The following is a 25,295-nucleotide window of genomic DNA, read 5'->3' as shown; positions in this document are numbered from 1 at the left end:
AAGAATAGGAACCATGACTTCCAGCATGCCTCGCAACGAGGAACTCTTTGACCGCGCCCGCCAGCTGATGCCGGGCGGCGTGAACTCGCCCGTGCGCGCCTTCGGCTCCGTGGGCGGGACGCCGCGGTTCATGGTGTCCGCCAAGGGTGCCTACCTGACCGACGCCGACGGCGCCGACTACGTCGACCTCGTCTGCTCCTGGGGCCCGGCGCTGCTGGGCCACGCCCACCCGGAGGTGATCGCCGCCGTGCACGCCGCCGTCGACCGCGGCCTGTCCTTCGGCGCGTCCACGCCGGACGAGGCCAACCTCGCCGCGATCGTCAAGGAGCGCGTCCCGGCCGCCGAACGCGTCCGGATGGTTTCGACCGGTACCGAGGCCACCATGACCGCCATCCGGCTGGCCCGCGGCTTCACCGGCCGGAACCTCGTCATCAAGTTCGCCGGCTGCTACCACGGCCACCTCGACGGCCTTCTCGCCGCCGCCGGCTCGGGGCTGGCGACCCTCGCGCTGCCCGGCTCTGCCGGTGTCACGGCCGCGACTGCCGCCGAGACCCTGGTCCTGCCCTACAACGACCTTGACGCCGTCGAAGCCGCCTTCGCCAAGCACGGTGACAGCATCGCCGCCGTCATCACCGAAGCCGCCCCCGCCAACATGGGCGTGGTCACCCCCGGTGAGGGTTTCAACGCGGGCCTGTCCCGGATCACCCGCGAGCACGGCGCCCTGCTGATCCTCGATGAGGTCCTCACCGGCTTCCGCACCGGCTACTCCGGATACTGGGGGCTGACCGGCGGGGCCGCCGACGCAGCCGAGCCGTGGGTCCCTGACCTGCTGACGTTCGGAAAGGTGATCGGCGGGGGCATGCCGACGGCGGCCCTCGGCGGACGCGCCGAGGTTATGGACTACCTGGCGCCCGTGGGCCCCGTCTACCAGGCCGGGACCCTGTCCGGGAACCCGGTGGCCATGGCCGCCGGCGTCGCGACCCTCACCCACGCCACCCCCGAGGTCTACTCCTTCGTGGACGCACGCTCCCTGGAGCTCTCCGCGGCGCTGTCGTCGGCCCTCGATGCCGCAGGCGTGGACCACTCCATCCAGCGCGCCGGCAACTTGTTCTCCGTGGCGTTCGGCACGGGCGCGCGGGGCGTCCACAACTACGACGACGCCCAGGGCCAGGAAGTGTTCCGCTACGCCCCGTTCTTCCACTCGATGCTGGACTCCGGGGTCTACCTGCCGCCGTCGGTCTTCGAAGCCTGGTTCCTTTCCGCCGCGCACGACGACGCCGCGATGAACCGGATCTTCGAGGCCCTGCCGGCCGCGGCGAAGGCGGCAGCCGCAGCGAAGCCGTAGCCTCAGGCCCGCGGACGCGTTAGCCATGCGGGAGCGTCGGCGGGCCCGGCGTCCGGCCCCGTGCAGTTAGTGCGCCTGGCGGCCCCCAACGGCCGGCATGCGTAAACGACTGATGGCACCCGCAGCGCGGGTGCCATCAGTCGTTAATGCTGCCGTGGCGGCCGGCCGACTAGAGTACGTCGGAGAGGAAGCCCTGCAGCCGTTCGGTCCGCGGGTTTGTGAAGATCTGTTCCGGCGGACCGGACTCCACGACGACGCCGCCGTCCATGAACGTGACCGTGTCCGAGACTGTGCGGGAGAAGCCCATTTCGTGGGTGACCACCACCATGGTCATGCCGCCCTTGGCGAGGTCGGTCATCAGCGCCAGCACACCCTTGACGAGTTCCGGGTCGAGGGCGGAGGTGGCCTCGTCGAAGAACATCACCTCCGGCTTCATAGCCAGCGCACGCGCGATCGCCACGCGCTGCTGCTGGCCGCCGGAGAGGTTGGCGGGACGCGCGTCGGCCTTGTGCTTGAGCCCCACCAGATCGAGCTGCTCGAGTGCCTCGGCCCGGGCCTGCTCGGCCGGCAGTTTGCGCAGCTTCCGCAGGGCGAGCGAGACGTTGTCCACCACGGTCTTGTGCGGAAACAGGTTGAACTGCTGGAACACCATGCCGATCCGCTGGCGCAGTTCGTCCGGGTTGTCCTTCAGGACCGAGCGGCCGTCCAGCAGGATGTCTCCCTGATCCGGTTCGATCAGGCGGTTCATGACCCGCAGCAGCGTGGACTTCCCGGAACCTGAGGGGCCGATCACAGACGCGGTAGTGCCCTTCTCCACGTGCAGGTCGATGCCGCGCAGAACGTGGTTGGATCCGAAGGACAGGTGCAGGTTCTTGCCGGTCAGCGAGCCGGAGGCGAATTCGCTCATGGCTGTGCTCCCTTCCCGATCAGGGCCGCGGCGTCGTCCGGCTGCTTCTTCTCCGGACGGCCGGTGCGCAGGCGGTTGTCGATGTAGTTGACCAGGTGGGTGAGCGGAACGGTCAGCAACAGGTACATGAACGCCGCGGCAACCAGCGGCGAAAGGTTCCCCGTGTTGGCCGCTGCGTCGTTACCGATCCGGAAGATCTCGCGTTGGCTGGCGATCAGGCCCAGCAGGTAGATCAGGGACGAGTCCTTGATCAGCGCGATGAATTGGTTGACCAGGGCCGGGAGCACCCGGCGGATGCCCTGCGGAATCACCACGAGACGCATGGACGAGCCATAGCTGAAGCCCAGGGCACGGGAGGCCTCCAGTTGGCCCTTTTCCACGCTCTGGATGCCTGAGCGGAAAATCTCGCCGATATAGGCCGCCGCCATGAGGGTCAGGGCGAAGATGGCGAGCGGGAACGGGTTCGTGGATCCGGTTGTCACCCGGACCACGGGTCCGAGCCCGAGGCCGATCAGGAGGATGATCACAATGGCGGGGACGCCGCGGAATATATCCGTATAGATCCTGGACAGCACCCGGAGCGCAGTGAGGCGGGACGTGCCCATAACGGCCAGGACCATGCCCAGGATGCACCCGAGCACGCCCGAGGAAACCGCCAGGATCAGGGTGTTGGGCAGCCCGAACATAATCATGTTCGGTAGGACGGCTGCCATCGCCTCCCAGTCAAAGAAGGTCTTGACGAGTTGATCGAGTGCATCCATGGACTAGGACTTCGGAACGGTGACGGCCTTGGAGCCCGGTGACCACGTGGCCGGAGTCTCGCGGTCCGGGTACCATTCCTTGGTCAGCTTGGACCAGGTGCCGTCGGCAATCACGGCGTCGAGGCCGGAGTTCAGTGCGTCAATGAGCGCCTGGTTGTCCTTGTTGACGGCGTACGCGGTGAAGTTCTGGGTGTTCACAACGGACTCGGCGATGACCGTGCCGTCGCCTTCCTTGACCTGGCCGGTGGCCTGCTGGGACGGCGCGACCCAGGCGTCAACCTGACCGTTCTTCAGGTTGGCGTAAGCGGTGTTGTAATCCTCGAAGCGGACGGGCTCGATCTGGAGCGTGTTGGTGACATAGTCATCCTGCACGGTGCCCTGGACCACCGCGATGCGGGTGTCCTTGGTCAGGTCCTTGAACCCCTTGACGGGGGCGTCCTTCTTGGCCACCACGGCCATGTAGCCGAAGTCGTAACCGTTGGTGAAGCCCACGGTCTTGCGGCGGGCGTCAGTGGTGGAGATCGAGGAGGACCCGAGGTCGAACTGCTTGTTCTGGACCTGGGCGAGCAGCGACGCGAAGCCGGTCGCCTTGAACTCCACCTTGAGGCCCAGCTTGTCGGCGATGGCGCGCAGGAGCTCGTTGTCGTAGCCGGTGAACTTGCCGGACTTGTCGATGTAGATGTTCGGCGGGGCGTCCGAGAGCGTACCCACCGTGAGGGTTCCGTCGCTGATGAGGCCGAGCTTGGACTTATCGATTTTGTCCAGGGGCGTGACGTCCTTGGTGGTGTACTTGTCCAGGGAGGTCTGGTCGCTGCCCTGCAGCGCGTCCGTCGGTGATGCCGAGGTCTGCGCCGACCCGCCACCGCACGCCGCCAGGGAGACCGCCACGGCGACGGCCACGGGAACGGTTGTCAGCCACTTCAAGGCTTTGCTTTTCATCACGCAATCACTTTCTTTGAAGTTCAGTGGTTCGCGGGGAGGCTCATCGGGCTCCCGGCCGCTCGCTTGGGCGCCGGGCGGAGCAGACACGCCGCGAAAGATAATTGTGTCATCCGACGCGGACGCCGTTTGAATCCGAATTAGTCGGTGCGGCAATGGCTGATCAACGAAGGATCTTCACGATCCTGGACGTTTGGCCGTGATCCGGAGAGCGGCGTCAAGGCGCGGCGGAATCATCGACGCCCGGGGACCCTGTGCCAGAAAGCCCCGGGCGGTGTGAGTTGCATCGCAATTGCTGGAATTGCGCGTATTGGGGGACTAGGAAAGTCCTTCCGGCGGTCATTTGCCGGCGAACGTTTCGTTTTAAGAAGTTTCAGCGCCCTGTGTCTGTGCCTGTGCCCGGCGGTCTAGAAGTCGCCGCGGCTTGCGTCCTCCGGGGGCAGGACCGGCCAGTCGCCTTCGATCACGGCGGCAGGCTTCGTCTTGCGCAGGTAGCTCTGGAAATCCGCGGCCTGGGCCGAGGCCCACTCGATCTGGAGCTGGTGCAGGTTGCCCGCCGGCATCCTGAGCTTGGGAAATTTTCCCGCCATGGCATCAAGCATGCGCAGGGTTGCCAGGGCGTCGGCGGCAGAGGTGTGGGCGTTGTCGAGGCTGACGCCGTATTCCTCGCACAGGGCAGTGAGCGTGCGCTTGCCCTTGCGGTACCGGTCCACCTGCTTGTTCATGATGTACGGGTCCAGGACGGGGAAACGGCTTAACTGCGGGACGCCGTAGCGGGCCGATTCGGCAGCGAGGACGGTGAAGTCGTAGCTGGCGTTGAACGCGATGACCGGCACGCCGGAGTCGAACAGCTCCTGCAGTACCGCGGCGAGTTCGCGCGTCACTTCGGCGGCAGGGCGGCCCTCGCGGCGGGCCTGCTCGGTGGTGATGCCGTGGATGTCGCTGGCCTCGGTGGGAATCTCAACGCCGGGGTCGGCTAGCCACTCGTGTTCCTTGATCACGCCGCCGTCGGAATCCACCACGGTGACTGACGCCGTGACGATCCGCGCCGAGCGGGAGTTGCGGCCCGTTGTTTCGAGGTCGAAGGCTGCGCGGGGAAGGCTGTTCCAAGTGCTCATGCTTCAACGCTACCTGCTGCCTCCGACAGTACTTGACCGCCGCCCCGCGTGCCGTCCGGGCACGGCGCCTGGGTGGGAAACGGCTAGGCTTGACCGATGCGGACGGAGTATGTGGAGGCAGTGCTGGAACTCGTGGCGTTGATCCCCGCCGGGACCGCGGTGGCCTATGGCGACGTTGCTGAACTCTTGGGCTCCGGCGGCCCGCGTCAGGTCGGTTCCGTCATGAGCCACCACGGCACCAGCGTGCCTTGGTGGCGCGTGCTGAAGTCCAGCGGGGACGCACCTCCCGGCCATGAGCACGAGGCACTCTCGCTCTATCTGCGGGAGGGGACACCGTTGCTGGGCGGTTACGAGGACTTCCTGCGGACCGGCGAGGGACGCTGGCGGGTTGACCTGGCCGCAGGCCGGTGGGCGCCCACCGACGCCGACTTCGACCGGATAGACGCCATAGCTGAGCGCCTCGAACGGGCATTGCATAAATTGTCGGTACCGGATGATGAAATGACTGTGTGAACACCTCCAGCCACGGCATGCAGCCCGAGTTTCAGTCCGAGATGCAGCAGCCCGAGTTGGAGCAGCCTGAATTGCAGCAGCCCGGGACGCAGCTGTCCGAGTTTCGGGGAATCGAGTTGCAGCCCGCAAGCCTCGATCCAGGCCCGCACCGCGCGCGGTCCCGGATCCCCGGGGCGGCACCGGCAACGGGCGCTGGTCTGCGCCTGCTGCCGCCCCGGACCCACCACAGTGCTGTCCCGGTGCTGTCGCCCGACCAGCTCGCCGCCGTCGAGGTCCCGCCCGGATCCGGCCCGGTTCTGGTGCCGGGGGCTCCCGGCACCGGCAAATCGACAGTCCTGGTCGAAGCCGCCGTCCGCCGCACCCGGAGGGATGGCCTGGACCCGGAACGGATGCTCATCCTGGCTCCCGGCAGGCTTGCCGCGGATACACTCCGCGACCGCTTCACGGCCCGCCTGGACCGGAGCCTGAGCACGACACCGGCCCGCACCTGGGCGTCGTATGCCTTCGATCTGATCCGGCGGGCCAAAGCCGAAGGCATTCTGCCGCTGCCGCGCCAGCCAAAGCTGCTCTCCGGCCCGGAACAAGACCTGATCATCAAAGAACTGCTCGAGGGACATGCCCTGCCCGGCCTTGAGCTACCGTGGCCGGAAGATCTGGACGCCGCGCTGCAGACTCGCGGTTTCCGGCAGGAGGTCCGCCAGCTCTTTGACCGGATCATCGAATCCGGGCGGACGGCAGAGGACCTCGTCGCCCTTGCCCGGCAGTGCAACCGGCCCGACTGGATTCCGGCGGCAGCGCTGTACTCCGAGTACCGCGACGTCCTGGACCTGCGCATGCCCGAGGCCTTCGACCCCGCAGGCATCATCACCGCAGCACGGCAGATCTTCCAGGACGCCCCGGAATTCCTTGCCGCGGAGCGCGACCGGCTGCAGCTGATTCTCGTGGACGACATCCAGGAAGCGAACCCCGCCGTCTTCGAACTGCTCGCAGACATCGCCGCAGGCAAGGACGCCATCATCACCGCCTCGCCGGACACGGTGGTTCAGGGCTTCCGCGGCGCGCGCCCCGATCTCGTGGCGGAGCTTCCCCGGCTCCTGGCCGCCGACGGAGTCATCCTGGAACGTCCGCTCTGGACGGCGCACCGGCATGCCCCGGCCGTGGCAGAGTCGTGGCTGTCGGTGGCCGGGCGCATCTCCCGACGCTCCGGCGGTCAGTCCGCACGCCGGCTCGAGCAGCCCGCAGCAGTCCCGACGCCGGACGGTCCGGGCGACCCGTCGCCCCGCATCGCCGTCGACGGCTGTTCGGGATCGGTGGAGGCGCATCTGCTGCCGTCCCCGGTCCACGAACTGAGGTACGTAGCTCAGCGGATCCTCGAAGCCCAGTTGAACGACGCGCGGGAACTCGGGGACATCGCGGTGATCGTGCGCAACGGCGGCCAGCTCAGCCAGCTGCAGCGGTACCTGGCCGGCCAGGGGATTCCGGTGCGGATTCCCGTCGCCGAATCCGCGGTCCGGGACGAGGTCGCCGTGCGTCCTTTGCTGGATGCCTATGCCGTGGCCTTGGACCCTGCAGCGCTCACGCCCGAGTCCGCCGTGTCCCTGCTGACATCCCGGATCGGTGGCGCCACCTCCATCGAATTGCGCAGGCTGCGGCAGTCACTCCGCGGCGAGGAACTGCTCGGCGGTGGCGGGCGGACCAGCGACGCCCTCCTGGTCGAAGCCCTGCTGGAGCCCGGAGCGCTGGCGACACTGGGCATCGAGGGGCACTCGGCCCGCCGGATCGCCCGGATGATCAGGGCCGGGCGGGACGCCGCCGAGGCCCCCGGAGCCAACGCCGAAACGGTGCTGTGGGCACTCTGGCACTCCACCGGCCTGGCCTCCCGCTGGACCGAGGCCGCCCTGGCCGGAGGGTCGGCCGGGGCGCGGGCCGACCGCGACCTCGATGCCATGATGGCGCTGTTCCACACCGCCGAACGCTTCGTTGACCAGCTCCCCGGCTCCGGCCCCGAGCAGTTCCTGGAATACCTGCTGAGCCAGGAGCTCCCGATGGACACCCTGGCCGCCAGGGCGCAGCTTGAAGACGCGGTGGAACTCATGACGCCTGCCAGCGCCGCAGGCCGGGAATGGCCTGTGGTCATCGTGCCGGGGCTTCAAGAAGGCGTGTGGCCCAACACCCGGCTGCGCGGTGAGCTGCTCGGCAGCACCTTGTTTGCCGATGCCGTGGAACACGGCGTGCAATATGCCCTGCAGCTGGATCCGCTCAGCCGGTTGCGCGAAATCCGCTATGACGAACTCAGGAGCTTTTCCACCGCGGTGTCCCGCGCCCGCGACGTGCTGATCTGCACGGCTGTGTCCTCTGAGGACGAGCAGCCGTCCTCATTCCTGGACTATGTGGCGCCGCTGCCTCCGGGGCAGGACCGGAGGGGCTTTACCCCGGTCGAGCGGCCACTGACCCTCCGGGCCTTGGTCGCGGAACTGCGCCAGTACGCACAACTGGACCCCAGGGCCCCCGAATCGGCCGAAGCCGCGGCCGTGCTGGGGCTCCTGGCCACAGCACAGCCGCCGGTCCCCGGCGCGCACCCGGCGAGCTGGTGGGGGCTGGCCGAGTTGTCCTCCGAGGAGCCGGTTGTGCCTCCGGGCGGCACCGTCTTCGTTTCGCCCTCGAAGGTCGAAACCGTGCAGAAATCACCGCTGGACTGGTTCGTCCAGGCCGCCGGCGGGGAAGCGGCGACGGATTTTGCCCGCAGCCTGGGAACCTTGGTCCACGCCATAGCGCAGGACCTCCCAGACGCCTCGGGGGGAGAATACGTCGCGGAACTCGTCCGGCGCTGGCCCACGCTGGGAATGAAGGACAACTGGGAAGGCAAGCTCGACTTCCAGCGTGCGGAGTCCATGGTCCGTAAACTCGCCCAGTATGTCCTCGTCATGCGCAGCGAGGGCAGGAGCCTGGTCGGCGTCGAACAGGATTTTGAGGTGAAGCTTGGGGACCTTCCGGCGGAGACGGCCGCTTCCGCGGTGCCCGCGGGGGCCGCCGGATCCGGGTCCGGCGACACCGGGGGCACCGGGCCGGCACGGCCCGCCGTGCTCCGCGGCCAGGTCGACAGGCTGGAGATCGACGCCGAAGGCCGGTTGGTGATCGTTGACCTCAAGACCGGCAAGCGCCAGCCCGGCAAAGCGGAGCTGGAGCGTCATCCGCAGCTCGGCGCCTACCAGGCAGCCGTGCTGGCCGGGGGCTTTGCGGGTCCCGACGACGGTCCGCCGCCGCTGCCGGGCGGAGCCGTCCTGGCCCAGCTCGGCACCACCACCAAGAGCCCCGGCATCCAATCCCAGGTCCCGCTGGACCCGCAGGACAACTGGGCGCTGGAGTTGGTTGGCGACGCCGCCCGGGTGATGTCCGGCAGTACTTTCCAGGCCCGCCATGATCCGTCCAAGGGAGGACACGGCGGCCACGGCTGCCGGCTCCCCGAAGTGTGCCCGCTGTGCGTGCGGGGAAAGCAGGTTACTGAATGACCTCCGAGGCGCCGCCCACCGGCCTGGCCGGCCCGCACCCGGCACCGACTGCCGGCACCCTTCCCGATGCGCTTCCTGATCCGCGGTTCAGCCCCGAGGAGCTGTCCGCACTGCTGGGGGAGAAGAACAGTCCCACGGCCGAGCAGTCCCTGATCATTTCCTCGCCCCTGGCCCCGCGGCTTGTCATCGCAGGGGCCGGCTCGGGGAAGACGGCCACCATGGCGGATCGGGTGGTGTGGCTCGTGGCCAACGGCTGGGTTCGGCCGGAGGAAGTCCTCGGCGTCACCTTCACCCGCAAGGCCGCCGGTGAGCTCGCCTCCCGGATCCGGTCCAAGCTGACCGCGCTGGCGCGCATTGCGGCGGCGGACACCGGGAACACCATCTTCCCCGCCGGGCTGCTCAGTACCGACGCGCTCGAACCGAAGGTCTCCACATACCACTCGTACGCAAGCGGCATCGTGTCCGACTATGGCCTCCGCCTCGGCGTCGAACGCGACGTCGTGCTGCTCGGCGGTGCCCAGTCGTTCCAGCTCGCCAGCGAGGTGGTGGAGGCCTTTGACGGGGACTACGAACACTTCCGGTCCGCCAAATCGACCCTCGTCAAGGCCGTGATCCAGCTGGCAGGGGAGTGCGCGGAACACTTGCAGGACCCGGCCCATGTCCGGGGCTGGCTACTGGAACGGATCGCCGCTTTCGAGTCGCTTCCCTACGTGGCCGGGGCCAAGAAGAACCCCACTCAGGCGGCGGGCGAGCTCAGCGCCATGCTGCGGACCCGGGCCAGCGTCGCGGACATGGTGGGCCGGTATTCCGCGGCGAAGCGCGCCCGCGGAGCCCTGGACTTCGGCGACCTCGTGGCCCTGGCGGCGCGGGTGGCCAACGAGATTCCGGTCGCCGCGCAAACAGAGCGTCAACGCTACAAAGTAGTGCTGCTCGATGAGTTCCAGGACACATCGCATGCCCAGCTGGTGCTCTTCTCCCGGCTCTTTGGTGACGGCCATGCCGTCACAGCGGTAGGGGACCCGAACCAATCCATCTACGGCTTCCGGGGAGCCTCCGCCGGGCAACTCTTCCACTTCGTCCGTGAATTCCCGGTCCGCGTCAGCGGCGACGCCACGAACGGCGACGTCACCGCGGGTGAAGGCCCCGGCGGCGAACGCGGCGAAGGTATTGGGGAGGAGGGGATTGGCGGGAACCGGGGCAGCGAGTCCGCCGGGCCGGCACGCTTTGCCGTCGCGCCGACGTCGTACCTGACCACGGCATGGCGCAACGGGCGCAACATCCTCGCCACGGCCAACCTCATCTCGGCGCCGTTGAGCAAGGCGGCGGCGAGCCTCGGGCCCGCCGGGGCCCGGGAAACGGCCGATGCCGTCGAGGTCCCGCCCTTGCAGCCCAGCCCGGCCGCGGTCCAGGGCAGGGTCGTGATGGGACGGTTCCCCACGGATGAAGCCGAGGCCGCGGCCATCGCCGGGGACGTCCTGAAGTTCCGGGTGACAGACTTCGACGCCGCGCAGGCAGACGCGCTGCCTCCGGCCATGGCAGTCCTCTGCCGGCGCCGGGCACAGATGGAATGCATTCGGCGGGAGTTTGAGGTCCGGGGCATTCCGTACGAAATCGTCGGGCTCGGCGGCCTGCTGGACACCCCGGAAATCATCGATCTTGTCGCGACGCTCCGGGTCTTGGCCGACCCCGGGCGCTCGGACTCCCTCATGCGCCTGCTGGCCGGCGCACGGTGGCGGATCGGCCCCGCGGACCTGATGGCGCTGAGGGACTGGTCGAGTTTCCTCGCCCGCCGCCGCGGCCGTCCCGGCAGCCCGGACGCCGCTGATAGCGCGGTGCCGGACACTGCCGATGACGCGGTAATTGAAGGCGACATCACAGATTCCGCCAGCCTGGTCGAAGCCCTGGACTGGCTGCCCCGCGAGGGATGGACCTCGGCGCACGGCCGCAGGCTGAGCCCCGAGGCCCGCGGCCGCCTGCAACGGCTCTCGGACGAACTCCGGCAGTTGCGCAGCTACATGGGGGATGACCTCTCCACCTTGCTGGGCGAGGTGGAACGGGCCATGCTCCTGGACATCGAAGTCGCGGCGCGGCCCGGAATCAGCATCCATCAGGCGCGCCGGAACCTGGACGCCTTCCAGGACGCCGCCGCCGGGTTCCTGCACACCTCCCAGCGAGTCGACGTTCTGGCGTTCCTTGCCTGGCTGGAAGCCGCGGCGGCCGAGGAAAACGGCCTGGACGCCGCAGCTCCCGAGGTGAACCATGAGGCCGTCCAGCTCCTGACCGTCCACGCCTCCAAGGGCCTGGAATGGGATGTCGTGTTCGTTCCCGGGCTCAACTCAGGGGCTTTCCCCAGCAGCAGGGACTCACGGTGGAGCAGCGGAAGTGCGGCTTTGCCGTGGCCGCTGCGCGGCGATCGCGCCGACCTGCCCCAATGGGACCTTGACCAGCCGGACCAGAAAGGCTGGCTCGACGCCGAGAAGGAGTTCAAATCCGCTGTCCAGACGCACGGCGAAGCGGAGGAACGGCGCCTGGCCTACGTGGCCTACACCCGGGCCAAACACGTGCTCTGGATTTCCAGTGCGGCATGGGTAGGGTCCCGCGCCGGACTGGCCGAGATGTCGCCCTTCCTGGCCGAGCTTGAGGGCCTCGCAGTGGAGGGTGCAGCCGAAGTCCATCCCCTGTCCGTCAGTGAGGAGGCGCTTCCCGCCGAAAGCCCCCTGACTTCCGAACTCGAGGTCGCCACGTGGCCCTACGATCCGCTTGAGGGGCCGTCCGACCCCCGCACCGGCAAACGGCTGAGGCTGATCCCGGGGCGCCGGGCAGCCATGGAATCCGCCGCGGTCCGTGTCCTGCAGGCGATGGACCTTGACCCGGACTTTGACCCTGGTCTCGCCCGGACCTGCGGCGTGGGCCGTGATCCGGCGCCCGCCCGGGCGCAGTCCGGCGGCGAGGACGAACGCCGGCCGCTCCTGCGGGGTCCGGCGGCCGGCTGGGCGCAGGAGGCGGCCACCCTGCTGGAACGCCGGTCCCGCCGTTCCGTGGTCCAGGACGTGCACTTGCCCGGCCATATCTCGGCGTCCACCCTGGTGGACCTTGAAGATGACGCGGGCTCCGTTGTGGCTCGCCTGCGGCGCCCCGTCCCGCGCGAACCGGGGATGTCGGCGCGCAAGGGCACGGCCTTCCACGCGTGGGTGGAGGAATACTTCGGCGCCGCGGGCATGCTGGACCTGGGCGAGGCCGCCGGCGCCGACGATCACATCGACGAGGCCTACGGCCTGGATTCCATGGTGGAGACCTTCCGCCAGTCCGAGTGGGCACACCGCGCCCCGGCCCATGTAGAGGTCCCGGTGGAGACGAGGATCGGTGACGTCGTGGTTCGGGGCCGGATCGACGCCGTGTTCCGCGACGCCGACGGCGGCTGGGACCTCGTGGACTGGAAGACCGGACGCCGCCCCTCGGCAGCCCAGCTGAAGGTTAAGGCCGTCCAACTCGCCGTCTACCGCCTGGCCTGGGCCCGGCTCAAGGGGGTCCCGCTGGAGGACGTCCGGGCAGCGTTCTACTACGTTGCTGACAATCAGGTGGTCCGTCCGCACGACCTCGGATCGGCGGAGCAACTTGAAAGAATTGTGGCCGCTGCGCTGGGGAGGACCACGGCGGCGTCGGGCGACTAGGCGGATCCGGAAGCCGGCGGGGCAGCCGCCACGGGGGTCCGTCGGCTGCCCGGGCCGACGATTCGGGCCGACAGTTCAGGAAGTCAGCTCAGGAAGACAGCAGGGGCAGACAGCTCAGGCAGTTGGTCCGGGCAGAAGGGGCTAGCGGGACGTGGCGTCGGCCGCCGCGATGGCGGCGGTTGACGTGTTGTCATCCGGTGCAGGTTTCCCGGCTGACTCGGGCTGGACGACGGCGATTGATTGCGTCGAGGTGTCGTCGGCAGCGGGAACCGCGGCGTCAGCGTCGTTTTCTGCGGCCACGCCGGCACCTGGGCCCGGGGCATCGGTCTGTGTGGCCGTAGCGTCCGGGGCATTCTCCTGGGTCACATCGTCACCGGAGGCCTCAGGGGTGGTTCCGGCGTCACCGTTGGTGCCCGTGCCGGTGCCTGTTCCTGTGGCGGTGCCGGTGCCTGTGGCGGTGCCGGCGTCCGCATCCGTGTCCTTGTCGGTGTCGGGCTGCGCGGCGGCCTTCGGGGCCCCATCCTCCGTCCCGCGGGGGATGGGCGTGACATGGACAGCGGGCACGGCACTGATCTCCGGCGCGGCAGGTGTGCCCTGGGCGGCGCCGGGCACCGGCTCCAGGGGCAGCAGTGTGACCTTGCTGACGGCAGGCGCCGTTCCGCCGGCAGTGCCCCCCGTGCCTCCTGTGGCTCCCGCTCCCGGTGCTCGCGGGGCGTCCGAAGCGATTGACGCGGCGGACGCCGTCGTCGGCGCATCGGCGCCGGGATGGGCCGGTTCCGAGCCGGGTTCGGGTGTCCCGACCGGCCGCGGCAGCGGTTCGACACTGATCGGCTGTCCGCCGTGTTCCGCGACGTCGTCGGCCAGGGCCGCCAGCATGGACTCGGCCTCGTCGATCATGTCCTCGTTGCCGGCCGCCATGCCCTTGACCAGATACTGCGCCAGGGCGAATTCGGCGGACAGCGCCGCCCGCCGCAGCAGGTGGACATCGGGAACGTCACGCCGGCTGGTGGTGTAGTGGTCCAGGACGGCGCTGACAAAGTCCTGTTCATTCGAGGCGACCAGCCACGCCATATCGTCCGCCGGGTCGCCGATGCGCAGGTCCGTCCAGCCTGTCACGGCGGTCACGCGGTCGCCGTCCACCAGCAGGTTGTCCTCATGAAGGTCGCCGTGGACCACGCACGGATTGAAGCGCCAGAGCGAGACGTCTTCCATGGCGTGTTCCCAGCGGCGCAGCAGCAGCGGCGGGATCTTTCCGGTGGTGGCGGCCTGGTCGAGTTCGTTGAGGCGCCGCTGGCGGAATTCGTTGGGGGTGTAGCTGGGCAGATCGGCATTGCTCACGATTGACCGCGGGAGGTCATGGATTGCCGCCATCGCGGACCCGATTTCCCGGGCCAGGGCCGGAGAGCCGCTGCTGAGGTCGTCAAGGGAGCGGGTAGCGCCGGCCAGGTGGGAGTAGACGAAGGTGCTGAGCTGTCCCTGCCGGACCGTTCCCGCCACGGTCGGCATGAGGAACGGCAGTTCGGCCCGGATGCCGGGAGCGAAGGCCCGCAGAACCAGGAATTCGGTTTCCAGCCGGGCACTGGCCTCGGCGTGCCGGGGGGAGCGGACGCGCCAGCGTTTTCCTTCCGAATCCAGCAGGAGCGCTGCGTCGAAGTCTGCCGGATCGTCGGGCGCAGAACTGACGGCGGTCGGGGTCAGGCCGGGTACCGCCGCAGTTGCTACAGCTGCCAGTTCGATTGGTTTCCTTCTCACCCTTCCACGGTAGATTGAGCGGCGCCCAAGACGGCGATGCACCTCGGCGAGTCTTGAGATCGGGGTCAAATCAGGGTCAAAACAGCGGAAATTCGGCGCTAATCACGCGGCAAAGGGCCCATCCGTCCCACGCCTGCGCCCGCGCGGCCGCGGGGACGGCAAATGTCATTTGTCAGCCCGAGTCAGTACGGTGGGTGTATGAGTCTTGCGGAGTCACCGGCATCTTCACCGGCATCAGGGAAAACGCCCTCTGAACCCTCGTCGCCCGGCCAGGCGGCGCCCGCGGGGCAGCTCTTGCCCGCCAACCACCTGATGGATACGGTCCTTCCCGTGCGTCCGGCCCTGATCGACCGCGGCTCCGCGGCCCGGTTGAGGCCAGGGATGCTGACAGAGCTGATCGACTCAGGCTCGGCGCGGGCCGTGGTGCTTTCCGGCCGGCAGGCCCTGGTCAGCGACAACAGCCTCGTGCTCCTGAACGCGGCCGAGCTGGCCGGGCATCTGGCGAACACCCCCTACGCTCCGGAGCACGTCATCTACCTGGGGTCGGCCCTGGCCGGTTCGGACCTCGACGCCGGAACCGAACTCGTCCTCTTCGTCCTGCCGGTGCAGTTCGAGCTCAGGGCCGAGGAGTTCGAAGCCCACGTGGCCGGCATCCCCGGCGATGCGCAGTGGGCAGGTTTCCGCGAGGTCGCCGCGCGCTTGAATGCCACGGATACGGCGTTGTTCGTCGAAGCCAGCGCCATCGCCAACTGGCATGCCACGCACACCCATTGCCCGCGCTGCGGCTCGCTCACGCAGCCGGAAGCCGGCGGCTGGGTCCGCCGGTGCCCGGCCGACAATTCCGAGCACTATCCCCGCACGGACCCGGCCATCATCGTGACGGTAGTGGGCGCCGACGGGAGGCTGCTGCTCGGCGGCGGCGGCCCGCTCGACGCCCGGAACTATTCCACCCTCGCCGGCTTCGTCGAGCCGGGGGAGTCGCTCGAACAGGCCGTGCAGCGCGAGATCGGTGAGGAGGTCGGAGTCCGCGTCACGGCCTCCCAGTACCTCGGCTCGCAGTCCTGGCCGTTCCCTGCTTCCCTGATGCTCGGCTTCACGGCCACCACGGCGGACACCGAAGCCCGGCCCGACGGCGTCGAAGTCACCCGGGCGCGCTGGTTCAGCCGGAGCGAACTGCAGGAAGCCGTCCTCAGCGGTGAGATCGTCATTTCCAGCAGGCTCTCCATCGCCCGGTCCCTCATTGAACACTGGTACGGCGGCGTCATTCAGGACGCCGCAGACAGCGCCTGACACGGCCTGTCCCCCTCCGCAGGACACCGACTACCGACTGAGCAGCAAAAGTGACCACAGAGAAATTGAACTTCAGTACCACTCCCGTCGGCGAGCCTGCCGGGCCGGGGGACGCCACGTCCGACGTCGGCCCGGAACCGGATGCCCGCTCGCTCGAGGAACGGATCCTGGGCGGCCTCGACGCCGAGCAGCGCGAGGTCGCCAGCACCCTGCAAGGACCCATGTGCGTCCTGGCTGGCGCCGGGACCGGGAAGACCCGCGCCATCACGCACCGGATCGCCTATGGCGTGCACTCGGGGGTGTACAGCCCGCAGCGTCTCCTGGCCGTCACCTTCACTGCCCGGGCCGCCGCCGAGATGCGCAGCCGGCTCCGTGACCTCGGCGTCGGCAACGTCCAGGCCCGCACCTTCCACGCCGCGGCGCTGCGCCAGCTGCAGTTCTTCTGGCCGCAGGCGGTCGGCGGCACGCTGCCCAACCTGCTGGACCACAAGGCGCAGATGATTGCGGAAGCGGCACGCCGCCTCCGGCTCAGCACGGACCGCGCCTCCATCCGGGACCTCGCCTCCGAAATCGAATGGGCGAAGGTCTCCATGCTGACCCCGGCGAACTATCTGGAAAACGCCCAGGGCCGCGGCAATCCGGGCGGCTTCGACCTCACTGCCGTGGCCCGGGTCTTCCAGTCGTACGAGGACGTCAAGACAGACCGCAACGTCATCGACTTCGAGGACGTGCTGCTGATCACCGTGGGCATCCTGCAAGAGGATCCGAAGGTGGCGGCGACCGTCCGGGAGCAGTACCGCCACTTCGTCGTTGACGAGTACCAGGACGTCTCCCCGCTGCAGCAGCGGCTCCTGGAGCTGTGGCTCGGCGGCCGCGACGACCTCTGCGTCGTGGGCGACGCGAGCCAGACCATCTACTCCTTCACCGGCGCCTCCCCGAAGCACCTGCTCGGCTTCAAGGCTATGTATCCCGAGGCCCACGTGGTCAAGCTCATCCGGGACTACCGTTCCACCCCGCAGGTGGTCAAGCTTGCCAACGACCTGCTCGCCGGCCGTCGCAGCGGCGGCCCCGCAGCGGACGCCGCCTGGGCCACGCCACTGCAGCTCGTGGCGCAGCGGCCGGCAGGCCCGGTGCCGCAGTTCACCGAATGTTCAGACGACGAAGCCGAGGCCGCCACGGTGGCCGTGCGGATCCGCGAGCTGCTCGACGCCGGGACCCCGGCCAGCCAGGTCGCCGTGCTCTTCCGCACCAATGGGCAGTCCGAAGCCTACGAACAGGCCCTGGCCTCGGCGGGAATCGGATACCAGCTGCGCGGCGGCGAGCGATTCTTCGCCCGGAAGGAAGTCAGGGACGCCATCCTGCAGCTCCGGGCCGCCACCCGGGCGGTGGCCGAAACCGCCGCGCCCGAGCCGCTCGGGCAGCTGGTCCGCGACATTGTTTCCTCCCTCGGTTACACCGACGCGGCCCCGCACAGCGGCGGCGCGCTCCGGGAACGCTGGGAATCGCTGGCCGCCCTCGTGGCCCTGGCCGACGAACTCGTGATCAGCCGCGGGGCACAGTTCAGCCTGTCCGACTTCGTCAACGAGCTCCAGGAACGGTCGCTTGCCCAGCACGCGCCGACCGTCCAGGGCGTCACCCTGGCATCGCTGCACGCCGCCAAGGGCCTGGAGTGGGACGCCGTGTTCCTGGTGGGGCTCAGCGAGGGACTCATGCCGATCTCTTTCGCGGACAGCCCCGAAGCGGTGGACGAGGAACGCCGGCTCCTGTATGTGGGCATCACCCGCGCCCGCGAACACTTGTTCCTGTCCTGGTCCACCGCGCGGACACCGGGCGGGCGGGCCAACCGTAAGCCTTCCCGCTTCCTGGACGGGCTGCGCCCCGATTCGGTGGCCAGCTCCCAGCTCCGGGGCAAGGGGGCTGCGCCGCGCCGGAAGGCGGCCGTCCCGGCGTCGTGCCGGGTCTGCGGCAGCATGCTCTCCAGCGGCGCGGAACGCAAGGTGGGGCGCTGCAACCAGTGCCCGCCCAGCTATGAGGAACAAACGTTCGAGGCTTTGCGGCAATGGCGGAAGGACGTGGCCCTCGAGGCCGACGTCCCGGCGTTTGTCGTGTTCACCGATGCCACACTGACCGCCATCGCCGAGGCCCCCCCCGACTCGCTGGAACAGTTGGCCAAGCTCGCCGGCGTGGGTCCCGCCAAACTGGAGAAGTACGGCGAGGCCGTCCTCACTGTCCTGGCGGAAAGCACGGTTCAGTGATGACCCGTGCGGTTCCCGCTGCCACGCCGCCCACCCCACCGCTGACCACCGCCGACGGCGCCCCCGTTGTGGTGCGACGGTCCGCCCGCCGACGCCGGACCGTCGCCGCGTTCTGGGAAGACGGCACCGCCGTGGTCGCCATTCCCGCCTCGTTCAGCAGGGCCCAGGAGCGGGAATGGGTTCACCGTATGCTGGAAAAGCTCCGGCTGCAGGGGGCCCGCGGCGCCCGTGGCTCCGGCCGGCGGCGTCCCCGCTCTGATGCCGATCTTGCCACCCACGCCGCCGAGCTGTCAGCGAAATACCTGGGCGGCCGGGCGGTGCCGTCCTCGGTCCGCTGGGTCACCAACCAGAACTCGCGCTGGGGTTCGGCGACGCCGTCGGAGGGAACCATCCGGCTCTCGGCAAAGCTTCAGCCCATGCCGCAGTGGGTGATCGACTACGTGCTGCTCCACGAACTCGCCCACCTCCTGGTGGCAGGCCACGACGCCGCGTTCTGGCGGCTGCTGGAGGCGTACCCGGAAACGGAGCGTGCCAAGGCCTTCCTTGAGGGAGTCTCATTCGCGACCTCTCGCGGCCTGCCGCCCGGCGAGGCATCGCCCGGTGAAGCATACGGCGACGGATACGACGAAACCCCGGACGGAACCGAAATCCCGGCCGGGGCCCACTGACGTTCCAACGTTCGCGGTCTGGCGCTGCGGCCGACGGAAGTGTCAGGCGCCAGGCGCCAAGGGCCCAGACACCAGGCGCCCGGACACTAAGCCTTGGGGCTGCCGCCCTCTTCCGGCCCGCCGTCCTCACGGTCGTCGTCGTTGTCCGCCGGCGGTTCCTGGCCGGAGCCTGAGTCCTCCGTACCGGCGTCGGCTTGCTCGTCGAAGCCGCCGCTGAGAAGCTTCTGCAGGGCGTCATCGACCTCGCTGTCGCTGGCTTCGGCAAGCTTCCGGCGTTCAGTGAAGCCCTGCGGATCGTCCAGGTCCTCTGCCGTGGGCAGCAGATCAGGATGCTGCCAGACGGCATCGCGGCCCTCAATGCCACGCTCGTCCTTGAGCGAGGCCCACAGCGTGGCGGCCTCGCGGAGCCGGCGCGGCCGCAGTTCGAGTCCCACAAGGGAGGAGAACGCGTGCTCCGCGGGCCCCCCGGTGGCCCGGCGGCGCCGTACGGTCTCGCGCAGTGCGGCGGCGGAGGGGAGCAGCTTCTCGGTGGCGCCCCAGGTGAGTTCGTCCACCCAGCCCTCCACCAGAGCCAGGGCCGTCTCCAGCTTTTCGAGGGCCTGCTCCTGCGCAGGCGTGCGCTGCGGCATGAAGACACCCTGCGAGAGCGCCTCCTGGATGCCCTCGGGGTTGCTGGGATCGATCTCCCGGGCAAGTTCTTCGATCTTGGACGTATCGATGTGGATGCCGCGGGCATAGGCCTCGATCGCGCTGAGCAGGTGTCCGCGGAGCCAGGGGACCTGGACGAAGAGGCGGGCGTGGGCGGCCTCGCGCACCGCGAGGAACAGGCGGATGTCATTTTCCGGCAGGCTGAGGCCCTCACCGAATTTCGCCACATTGGCCGGCAGGAGCGCCATTTCGAGGTCTGCCAGGGGCACCCCGATGTCCGTGGAGCTGACCACTTCGGCCGAGAGCGCGCCGATCGCCTGGCCGAGCTGCATGCCGAAAATCGCCCCGCCCATGTTCTGGATCATCGAGGAGGCGCCGCCCATCATCGCCTTCATTTCCTCGGGCATCTGCTCGGTCATGGCGGCGGAAAGCGCGTTGGCAATGCTGTTGGCCACCGGCTCGGTCAACCGCTTCCACGTGCCGAGGGTTTCCTCGACCCATTCGGCACGGGACCATGCCCGGCCGATCAGTCCCGTGGCCGGAAGCCCCGTGACCTGGTCCAGCCAGAGTTCGGCCAGCCGCAGGGCCTCGTCGACCTCACGCGACTGTTGTGCGGTGACCGAGGGGTCGGACCCGCTGGCCGCCACCCGCCGGGCGTTCTCGTGCGCCAGTTGCCAATTGACGGGCCCCTCCGTCGGGGCGCTCATCATCGCCTGCACCTGGGAGAACATCTGGGCCAGGAGATTGGGATCGTCCGGCAGTCCCGCGGCCTTGGCGAGTTCGGCGGGGTCGATATTGCCCATGCCCTGGCCGCCCATCAGGTTCTTGAGCATTTCGGCCAAGGGATCCTTGGGTTCCTCGTCGCCATTGGACGGATTGAGTGGGTTGGAGGTCATGATCCCGCCGATCGTCGGTGTGGCTGCTTCTCAACTTCACGGTACCCCCCGGCGAGAGTGGCTGTCTGCCGAAACCGCGGCACGTTCGCTGTAGGCAAAGAGCACTCCGGGGTAGCAAGCGCGTACTGTTGGAAGTTGGAATATTTGCATGCGGCAGCCTCGGGTAGGCTGCGGCCCAAGTGCGTGGTCACGGCATCCTGTCAGGATGTCCTGGCAGGCTTGTCGTGACGGGGTTGCCTTTCGGCGAATCCTGTCAGGTGCCGCCGCCCCTCGCGCCGGCACGGAGAGGTCGTTCAATGACAGTCACCCAAGGTGAACAGCCCGCCAGCGACCCGGCGGCCGGCCCGGTCCGGGGCAGGAGGTCGCGAGCGGCAGGTGCCGGCGTACCGCACAAGCGCGGCAACCGGTCGTCAGCCATGCTGGTCTCGGGGCTGCTGACCTTGGCCCTGGGGCTCACCGCGGTGAGCCTCCCGGTGCCCTACGTGGTCGAGTCTCCCGGACCTACCTTCAACACCATTGGCGAGGACAACGGCAAACCGGTCATCAGTGTGACCGGCCACGAGACGTTCCCCGCCAAGGGCAATCTGGACCTGACCACCGTCTATGTCGACGGCGGCCCGAACGGTCCAGTCAGCGTGTTCGAGGCGTTTTCGGCGTGGCTCAACGGGACCAAGGCCGTCTACCCGCAGGAACTGCTGTTCCCCACCGGCGTGACCAAGGAACAGTCACAGCAGGAGAGCGCCACCGCGATGACCACCTCCCAGGAGAACGCCGTCGCCTCGGCACTGAAGGAACTCAAGATTCCGTTCGAACAGAAAATGCAGGTGGCCGGCCTCCCGGACGACTCCGCCTCGAAGGGTCTGCTGGAAACAGGCGACGTTCTGGTCTCGATTAACGACAAGCCCATCACGGCCCTCGGTGTCGTCCAGACGGAACTGGCCGCCGGCAACGGCAAGCCCGTCAAAGTCATCGTGGAACGCGCCGGCAGCCAGGTGCCCGTCGCGATCACTCCGGCCAAGAACAGCGCCGGCCGCTACATCCTCGGCGTCCTGCTGCAGTACAAATTCACCTTCCCGTTTGACGTCAAGATCTCCCTCGACAAGGTGGGAGGCCCCAGCGCGGGCATGATGTTCGCCCTGGGCATCATCGATACCGTCACGCCCGGGGACCTGACCGGGGGCAAGCACATCGCCGGGACCGGAACCATCACCCCGGACGGCGCCGTAGGGCCCATCGGCGGGATCGCCCAGAAGATGCAGGGGGCCAGGTCCGGCGGGGCCACGATGTTCCTGGCACCGGCGGCCAATTGCGACGACGTCGTGGGCCACGTTCCCGACGGCCTGCAGGTCGTCAGGGTGGAGAACCTGACCGAGGCACGAAAAGCGGTTGAACTGGCCGCGTCAGGCGGCGACACATCCGGCCTCCCCGTCTGCACCAGCAACTAGACTGGCCGCGGAACTAAGCGCCGGCCTCACTCGTGGCACTAATGACGGCCGCCGCCGTCCCGCCGGGGCATGCTGTAGGACCCTGACGGAGCGGCAGCGGCGGCCGTTAGAATGCATCAACCCTGCTACACCGGCACTTAGTCGCAGGACTGAGTCGCAGCAGCGACCAATAACTAAAAACCAGCAGTAGACGACCAGCTATGAGGTACCGAGTTTGTCCCGTCCCGCCAGCACTGTCCCGCCCGGAAGACCCCAGACACGACGCGGCGCCCTGACGCCGACGCTGATCATCGTGGCCCTGATCGTGGTCGGATTCATCTTCTTCGCCAATGTGTGGACGGATGTCCTCTGGTACCAGCAACTGGGCTTCTTCGAAGTGTTCATGACCGAGAACCTGGCCAGGATCGCGATCTTCCTGACCGGTTTCGCCATCATGTTTGCCGCCGTCTTCTTCGCCATCCGGATCGCGTACCACGCCCGGCCGGTCTATGCCCCCGACTCGGAAATCCGGGACAACCTGAACCGGTACCAGGTCCAGCTCGAACCAATCCGGCGCGTCGTGATGGTGGGCCTCCCCATCCTCTTCGGCCTGTTCGCCGGCAGCGCCGCGGCGAGCCAGTGGCAGAAAGTCCTGCTCTTCCTGAACCAGGAGCCCTTCGGCCAGAACGATCCGCAGTTCAACCTGGACATCAGCTTCTACCTGATGACCCTTCCCTTCCTCGGCTTCGTCACCGGGTTCCTCATCAGCGTCACGGTGGTCGCGGGACTTGCCGGCATCCTCACCCACTACCTCTACGGCAGTATCCGGATCATGGAACGCGGGATCTTCACCAGCCGCGCCGCGCAGATCCACCTGGCTGTCACGGGCGCTGCCTTCCTGCTGCTGCTGGGCATCAATTTCTGGCTGGACCGGTATTCCACGGTCCAGAACAACGGCGGACGTTGGGCCGGTGCGCTGTACACGGACGTGAACGCCGTCATCCCGACCAAGGCCATCCTGGCCGTGGCCGCGGCCATCGTGGCCGTGCTGTTCATCATCGCCGCGGTGATCGGCAAGTGGCGGCTCCCGGTGATCGGCACCGCCATGCTCATCATCACGGCCATCCTGGCCGGCGGGGTCTACCCGTGGGTCATCCAGCAGTTCCAGGTCCGGCCCTCGGAGCAGACGCTCGAGAACGAATACATCAAGCGGAACATCGCCATGACCCGGGCCGCCTACGGCCTGGATAAGGTCCAGGAAAAGCGGTACAACGCCACCACCAACGCCACGACCGGCGCGCTGGCCCCCGATGCGCAGACCACCGCCAACATCCGTCTGCTGGACCCGAACCTGATCTCGGATGCGTTCTCGCAGCTGGAGCAGTACCGGCCTTACTACCAGTTCCCCAGCGCCCTGAACGTGGACCGCTACGAGATCAACGGCAAGATCCAGGACACGGTCATCGCCGTCCGTGAACTGAACCCGGACGGACTGGCCACGAACCAGCAGTCCTGGCTGAACCGGCACGTGGTCTACACGCACGGCTATGGCGTTGTCGCGGCCAAGGGCAACAAGTTCACCGTCGACGGCAAGCCGGAATTCCTGCAGGCGGGCATCCCGTCCACCGGCGTGCTCGGCAATGATTCGACGTACCAGCCCCGCGTCTACTTCGGCCAGAACTCGCCCGACTACTCGATCGTGGGCGCCCCGGACGGCGCGCCGCACCGCGAGCAGGACCGGCCCGCGGCCAAGGAAGGCGACGGCGAAACGCAGTACACCTTTACCGGCAACGGCGGTCCGAATGTGGGCAGTTTCTTCAACAAGATTCTCTATGCGATCAAGTTCCAGTCCTCGGACCTGCTGCTTTCCGACGGTGTGAACGCCGAGTCCCAGATCCTTTACGACCGCAACCCGCGGGACCGCGTCGAGAAGGTAGCACCGTACCTGACGGTGGACGGCAACCCCTATCCCGCCGTCGTCGACGGCCGGGTGAAGTGGATCGTGGACGGGTACACCACGAGCCCGTACTTCCCGTACTCCCAGCAGGAACAGCTCTCCGCCGCCACGGCCGACTCGCAGACCGTCGCCAACCGCACAGTGGCCCTGCCCAACAGCTCGGTGAACTACATCCGTAACTCGGTCAAGGCCACCGTGGATGCTTACGACGGCTCCGTGACGCTGTACGCGTGGGACGACCAGGACCCGGTGCTGAAGGCCTGGCAGAAGATCTTCCCGACGTCGGTGAAGCCGTATTCCGAGATGTCCGGTGCGCTCATGAGCCATGTGCGGTACCCGGAGGACCTGTTCAAGGTTCAGCGCGAGCTTCTGGGCCGCTACCACGTGACCAATCCCGACAGCTTCTACACCAACATTGACGCGTGGTCCGTTCCTAACGACCCCACCGTCAAGGACGACGTCAAACAGCCGCCGTACTACATGTCGCTCAAGATGCCCGATCAGGACAAGCCGGCGTTCCAGCTGACCTCTTCGTTCATCCCGCAGGTGGTCAACGGCAACGCCCGCAACGTGCTCTACGGCTTCCTGGCCGCGGACTCCGATGCAGGCAACCAGAAGGGCGTCAAGGCGGACAGCTACGGCCAGCTCAGGCTGCTGCAAATCCCGCCGGAGACCCAGGTCCCCGGCCCCGGCCAGGCGCAGAACAAGTTCAACTCCGACCCCACCGTTTCGCAGGCCCTCAACCTCCTGCGCCAGGGTGCGTCGGCGGTGCTCAACGGCAACCTGCTGACGCTGCCCGTGGGCGGCGGCATGGCCTATGTCCAGCCCGTCTATCTGCGCTCCACGGGTGAAACCTCCTACCCGACGCTGCAGCGGGTCCTGGTGGCCTTCGGCGACAAGATCGGGTTCGCGCCCACGCTGGACGAGGCACTGAACCAGTTGTTCGGCGGAAATTCGGGAGCCTCGGCAGGGGACTCGGCGAACAAGGGACAAACGCCGTCCACCCCCACGACACCAGGGGGATCCCCTCCCGGAACCACGGACGCGAAGGCGGAACTGAAAGCCGCGCTCGATGAGGCCAACGCGGCGATCAAGGCCGGCCAGGACGCCCTCGCAAAGGGCGACTTCGCGACCTACGGTGACCAGCAGAAGAAGCTGGCGGCGGCATTGCAGAAGGCGCTCGACGCCGAAGCGAAGCTGGAAACGACGGCGGCACCTGCAAGCACTGCCTCGCCGTCGCCGTCCGCCACCCCGTCGGCGACGCCGTCAGCATCAGCCGGCAGCTAACTCTGCTGCAGGACCCACACAGGACCGGCCGCAGGCCGACTTCGAGAAGACACAGGCCGGGCTTGCCCTCCACGGAGGTGCGAGCCCGGCCTGTGGCGTGCCGGGCCGGTGCCCCGGACGGTGCTGTCGGGCCCCTTGGTCCGCTCCGCCTCTTCGTGCCCCGACGTCCCCCTTCGGGGCCCGAGGGGAGGCCCGAGGGCCGCGAGATGCACATCACGTCACCTCGATTTGGCCTCAAGTTCACCGGCGGGTAGAGTTGTTCTTGCGACGCGGGGTGGAGCAGTTCGGTAGCTCGCTGGGCTCATAACCCAGAGGTCACAGGTTCAAATCCTGTCCCCGCAACTGAGAAAAGGTC

The 25,295-nt window shown here is 68.1% G+C and carries 14 protein-coding genes, 1 tRNA gene and 1 pseudogene; 10 read left to right on the top strand and 6 right to left on the bottom strand.

Annotated elements, in window-relative coordinates; all coding sequences use genetic code 11:
* Nucleotides 1-13: 13 nt before the first annotated feature.
* A complete protein-coding gene (gene hemL / locus LDO15_RS15705) occupies nucleotides 14-1,345 on the top strand; it encodes a glutamate-1-semialdehyde 2,1-aminomutase (RefSeq protein ID WP_223979992.1) in 1,332 nt (443 codons plus the stop codon).
* A 169-nt stretch (nucleotides 1,346-1,514) separates the two neighbouring features.
* On the opposite strand, the gene LDO15_RS15700 is transcribed toward hemL, so the two are convergent.
* The 4 genes from LDO15_RS15700 to LDO15_RS15685 all read right to left on the bottom strand — a co-directional run bounded on the left by LDO15_RS15700 (nucleotide 1,515) and on the right by LDO15_RS15685 (nucleotide 5,070).
* Nucleotides 1,515-2,252: an amino acid ABC transporter ATP-binding protein gene (locus LDO15_RS15700; RefSeq protein ID WP_223979991.1), complete on the bottom strand. Its 738-nt coding sequence runs from the start codon at nucleotides 2,250-2,252 to the stop codon at nucleotides 1,515-1,517.
* Nucleotides 2,249-3,013, bottom strand: coding sequence for an amino acid ABC transporter permease (locus tag LDO15_RS15695; RefSeq protein ID WP_223979990.1), 765 nt, complete (start codon nucleotides 3,011-3,013; stop codon nucleotides 2,249-2,251). Before LDO15_RS15695 ends, LDO15_RS15700 begins: the two co-directional genes overlap by 4 nt.
* 3 nt (nucleotides 3,014-3,016) lie before the next feature.
* Nucleotides 3,017-3,952, bottom strand: a complete 936-nt coding sequence (locus LDO15_RS15690; RefSeq protein ID WP_223987458.1) for an ABC transporter substrate-binding protein — start codon at nucleotides 3,950-3,952, stop codon at nucleotides 3,017-3,019.
* Nucleotides 3,953-4,359: 407 nt separating this feature from the next.
* Nucleotides 4,360-5,070, bottom strand: coding sequence for a 3'-5' exonuclease (locus LDO15_RS15685; protein ID WP_223979989.1), 711 nt, complete (start codon nucleotides 5,068-5,070; stop codon nucleotides 4,360-4,362).
* A 96-nt stretch (nucleotides 5,071-5,166) separates the two neighbouring features.
* Here LDO15_RS15685 and LDO15_RS15680 point away from each other — a divergent pair, with 96 nt between their 5' ends.
* From LDO15_RS15680 to LDO15_RS15670, 3 genes are all read left to right on the top strand, one after another.
* Nucleotides 5,167-5,583, top strand: a complete 417-nt coding sequence (locus tag LDO15_RS15680) for an MGMT family protein (protein ID WP_223979988.1) — start codon at nucleotides 5,167-5,169, stop codon at nucleotides 5,581-5,583.
* A gap of 197 nt (nucleotides 5,584-5,780) precedes the next feature.
* The gene (locus LDO15_RS15675) at nucleotides 5,781-9,092 is read left to right on the top strand and encodes an ATP-dependent DNA helicase (RefSeq protein ID WP_223987456.1); all 3,312 of its coding nucleotides are present in this window, start codon (nucleotides 5,781-5,783) and stop codon (nucleotides 9,090-9,092) included.
* Complete coding sequence (locus LDO15_RS15670; protein ID WP_223979987.1) at nucleotides 9,089-12,763, top strand: ATP-dependent DNA helicase; 3,675 nt, start codon at nucleotides 9,089-9,091, stop codon at nucleotides 12,761-12,763. Before LDO15_RS15675 ends, LDO15_RS15670 begins: the two co-directional genes overlap by 4 nt.
* Nucleotides 12,764-13,570: 807 nt before the next feature.
* On the opposite strand, the pseudogene LDO15_RS15665 reads toward LDO15_RS15670, so the two are convergent.
* A pseudogene (locus tag LDO15_RS15665) lies at nucleotides 13,571-14,515 on the bottom strand (macrolide 2'-phosphotransferase); the annotation flags it as partial.
* 312 nt (nucleotides 14,516-14,827) lie between these two features.
* Here LDO15_RS15665 and nudC point away from each other — a divergent pair.
* From nudC to LDO15_RS23535, 3 genes are all read left to right on the top strand, one after another.
* Nucleotides 14,828-15,805 carry an NAD(+) diphosphatase gene (gene nudC, locus LDO15_RS15660; protein WP_223987454.1) on the top strand — a complete coding sequence of 326 codons (978 nt, stop codon included), beginning with the start codon at nucleotides 14,828-14,830 and terminating at the stop codon, nucleotides 15,803-15,805.
* A 164-nt stretch (nucleotides 15,806-15,969) separates the two neighbouring features.
* Nucleotides 15,970-18,060: an ATP-dependent DNA helicase UvrD2 gene (locus tag LDO15_RS15655; protein ID WP_223987452.1), complete on the top strand. Its 2,091-nt coding sequence runs from the start codon at nucleotides 15,970-15,972 to the stop codon at nucleotides 18,058-18,060.
* Nucleotides 18,060-18,728, top strand: coding sequence for a M48 family metallopeptidase (locus tag LDO15_RS23535; RefSeq protein WP_223979986.1), 669 nt, complete (start codon nucleotides 18,060-18,062; stop codon nucleotides 18,726-18,728). The genes LDO15_RS15655 and LDO15_RS23535 overlap by 1 nt, the downstream gene beginning before the upstream one ends.
* Nucleotides 18,729-18,814: 86 nt before the next feature.
* On the opposite strand, the gene LDO15_RS15645 is transcribed toward LDO15_RS23535, so the two are convergent.
* Entirely contained in the window at nucleotides 18,815-20,272 is a 1,458-nt protein-coding gene (locus LDO15_RS15645; protein ID WP_223979985.1) for a zinc-dependent metalloprotease, read from the bottom strand.
* A gap of 296 nt (nucleotides 20,273-20,568) precedes the next feature.
* Here LDO15_RS15645 and LDO15_RS15640 point away from each other — a divergent pair, with 296 nt between their 5' ends.
* The 3 genes from LDO15_RS15640 to LDO15_RS15630 all read left to right on the top strand — a co-directional run bounded on the left by LDO15_RS15640 (nucleotide 20,569) and on the right by LDO15_RS15630 (nucleotide 25,282).
* On the top strand, nucleotides 20,569-21,717 hold the full coding sequence (locus LDO15_RS15640) for a S16 family serine protease (protein ID WP_223979983.1): 1,149 nt from the start codon (nucleotides 20,569-20,571) through the stop codon (nucleotides 21,715-21,717).
* 214 nt (nucleotides 21,718-21,931) lie between these two features.
* Nucleotides 21,932-24,940 (top strand): UPF0182 family protein, encoded by a 3,009-nt coding sequence (locus LDO15_RS15635; protein WP_223979982.1) that lies wholly within the window; start codon nucleotides 21,932-21,934, stop codon nucleotides 24,938-24,940.
* A 268-nt stretch (nucleotides 24,941-25,208) separates the two neighbouring features.
* Nucleotides 25,209-25,282 (top strand) — tRNA-Met (locus LDO15_RS15630).
* Nucleotides 25,283-25,295: the final 13 nt, after the last annotated feature.

The organism is Arthrobacter sp. NicSoilB8 (assembly GCF_019977355.1).
Classification (GTDB): Bacteria; Actinomycetota; Actinomycetes; order Actinomycetales; family Micrococcaceae; genus Arthrobacter.
This window is presented reverse-complemented; position numbering and strand designations above follow the sequence as displayed.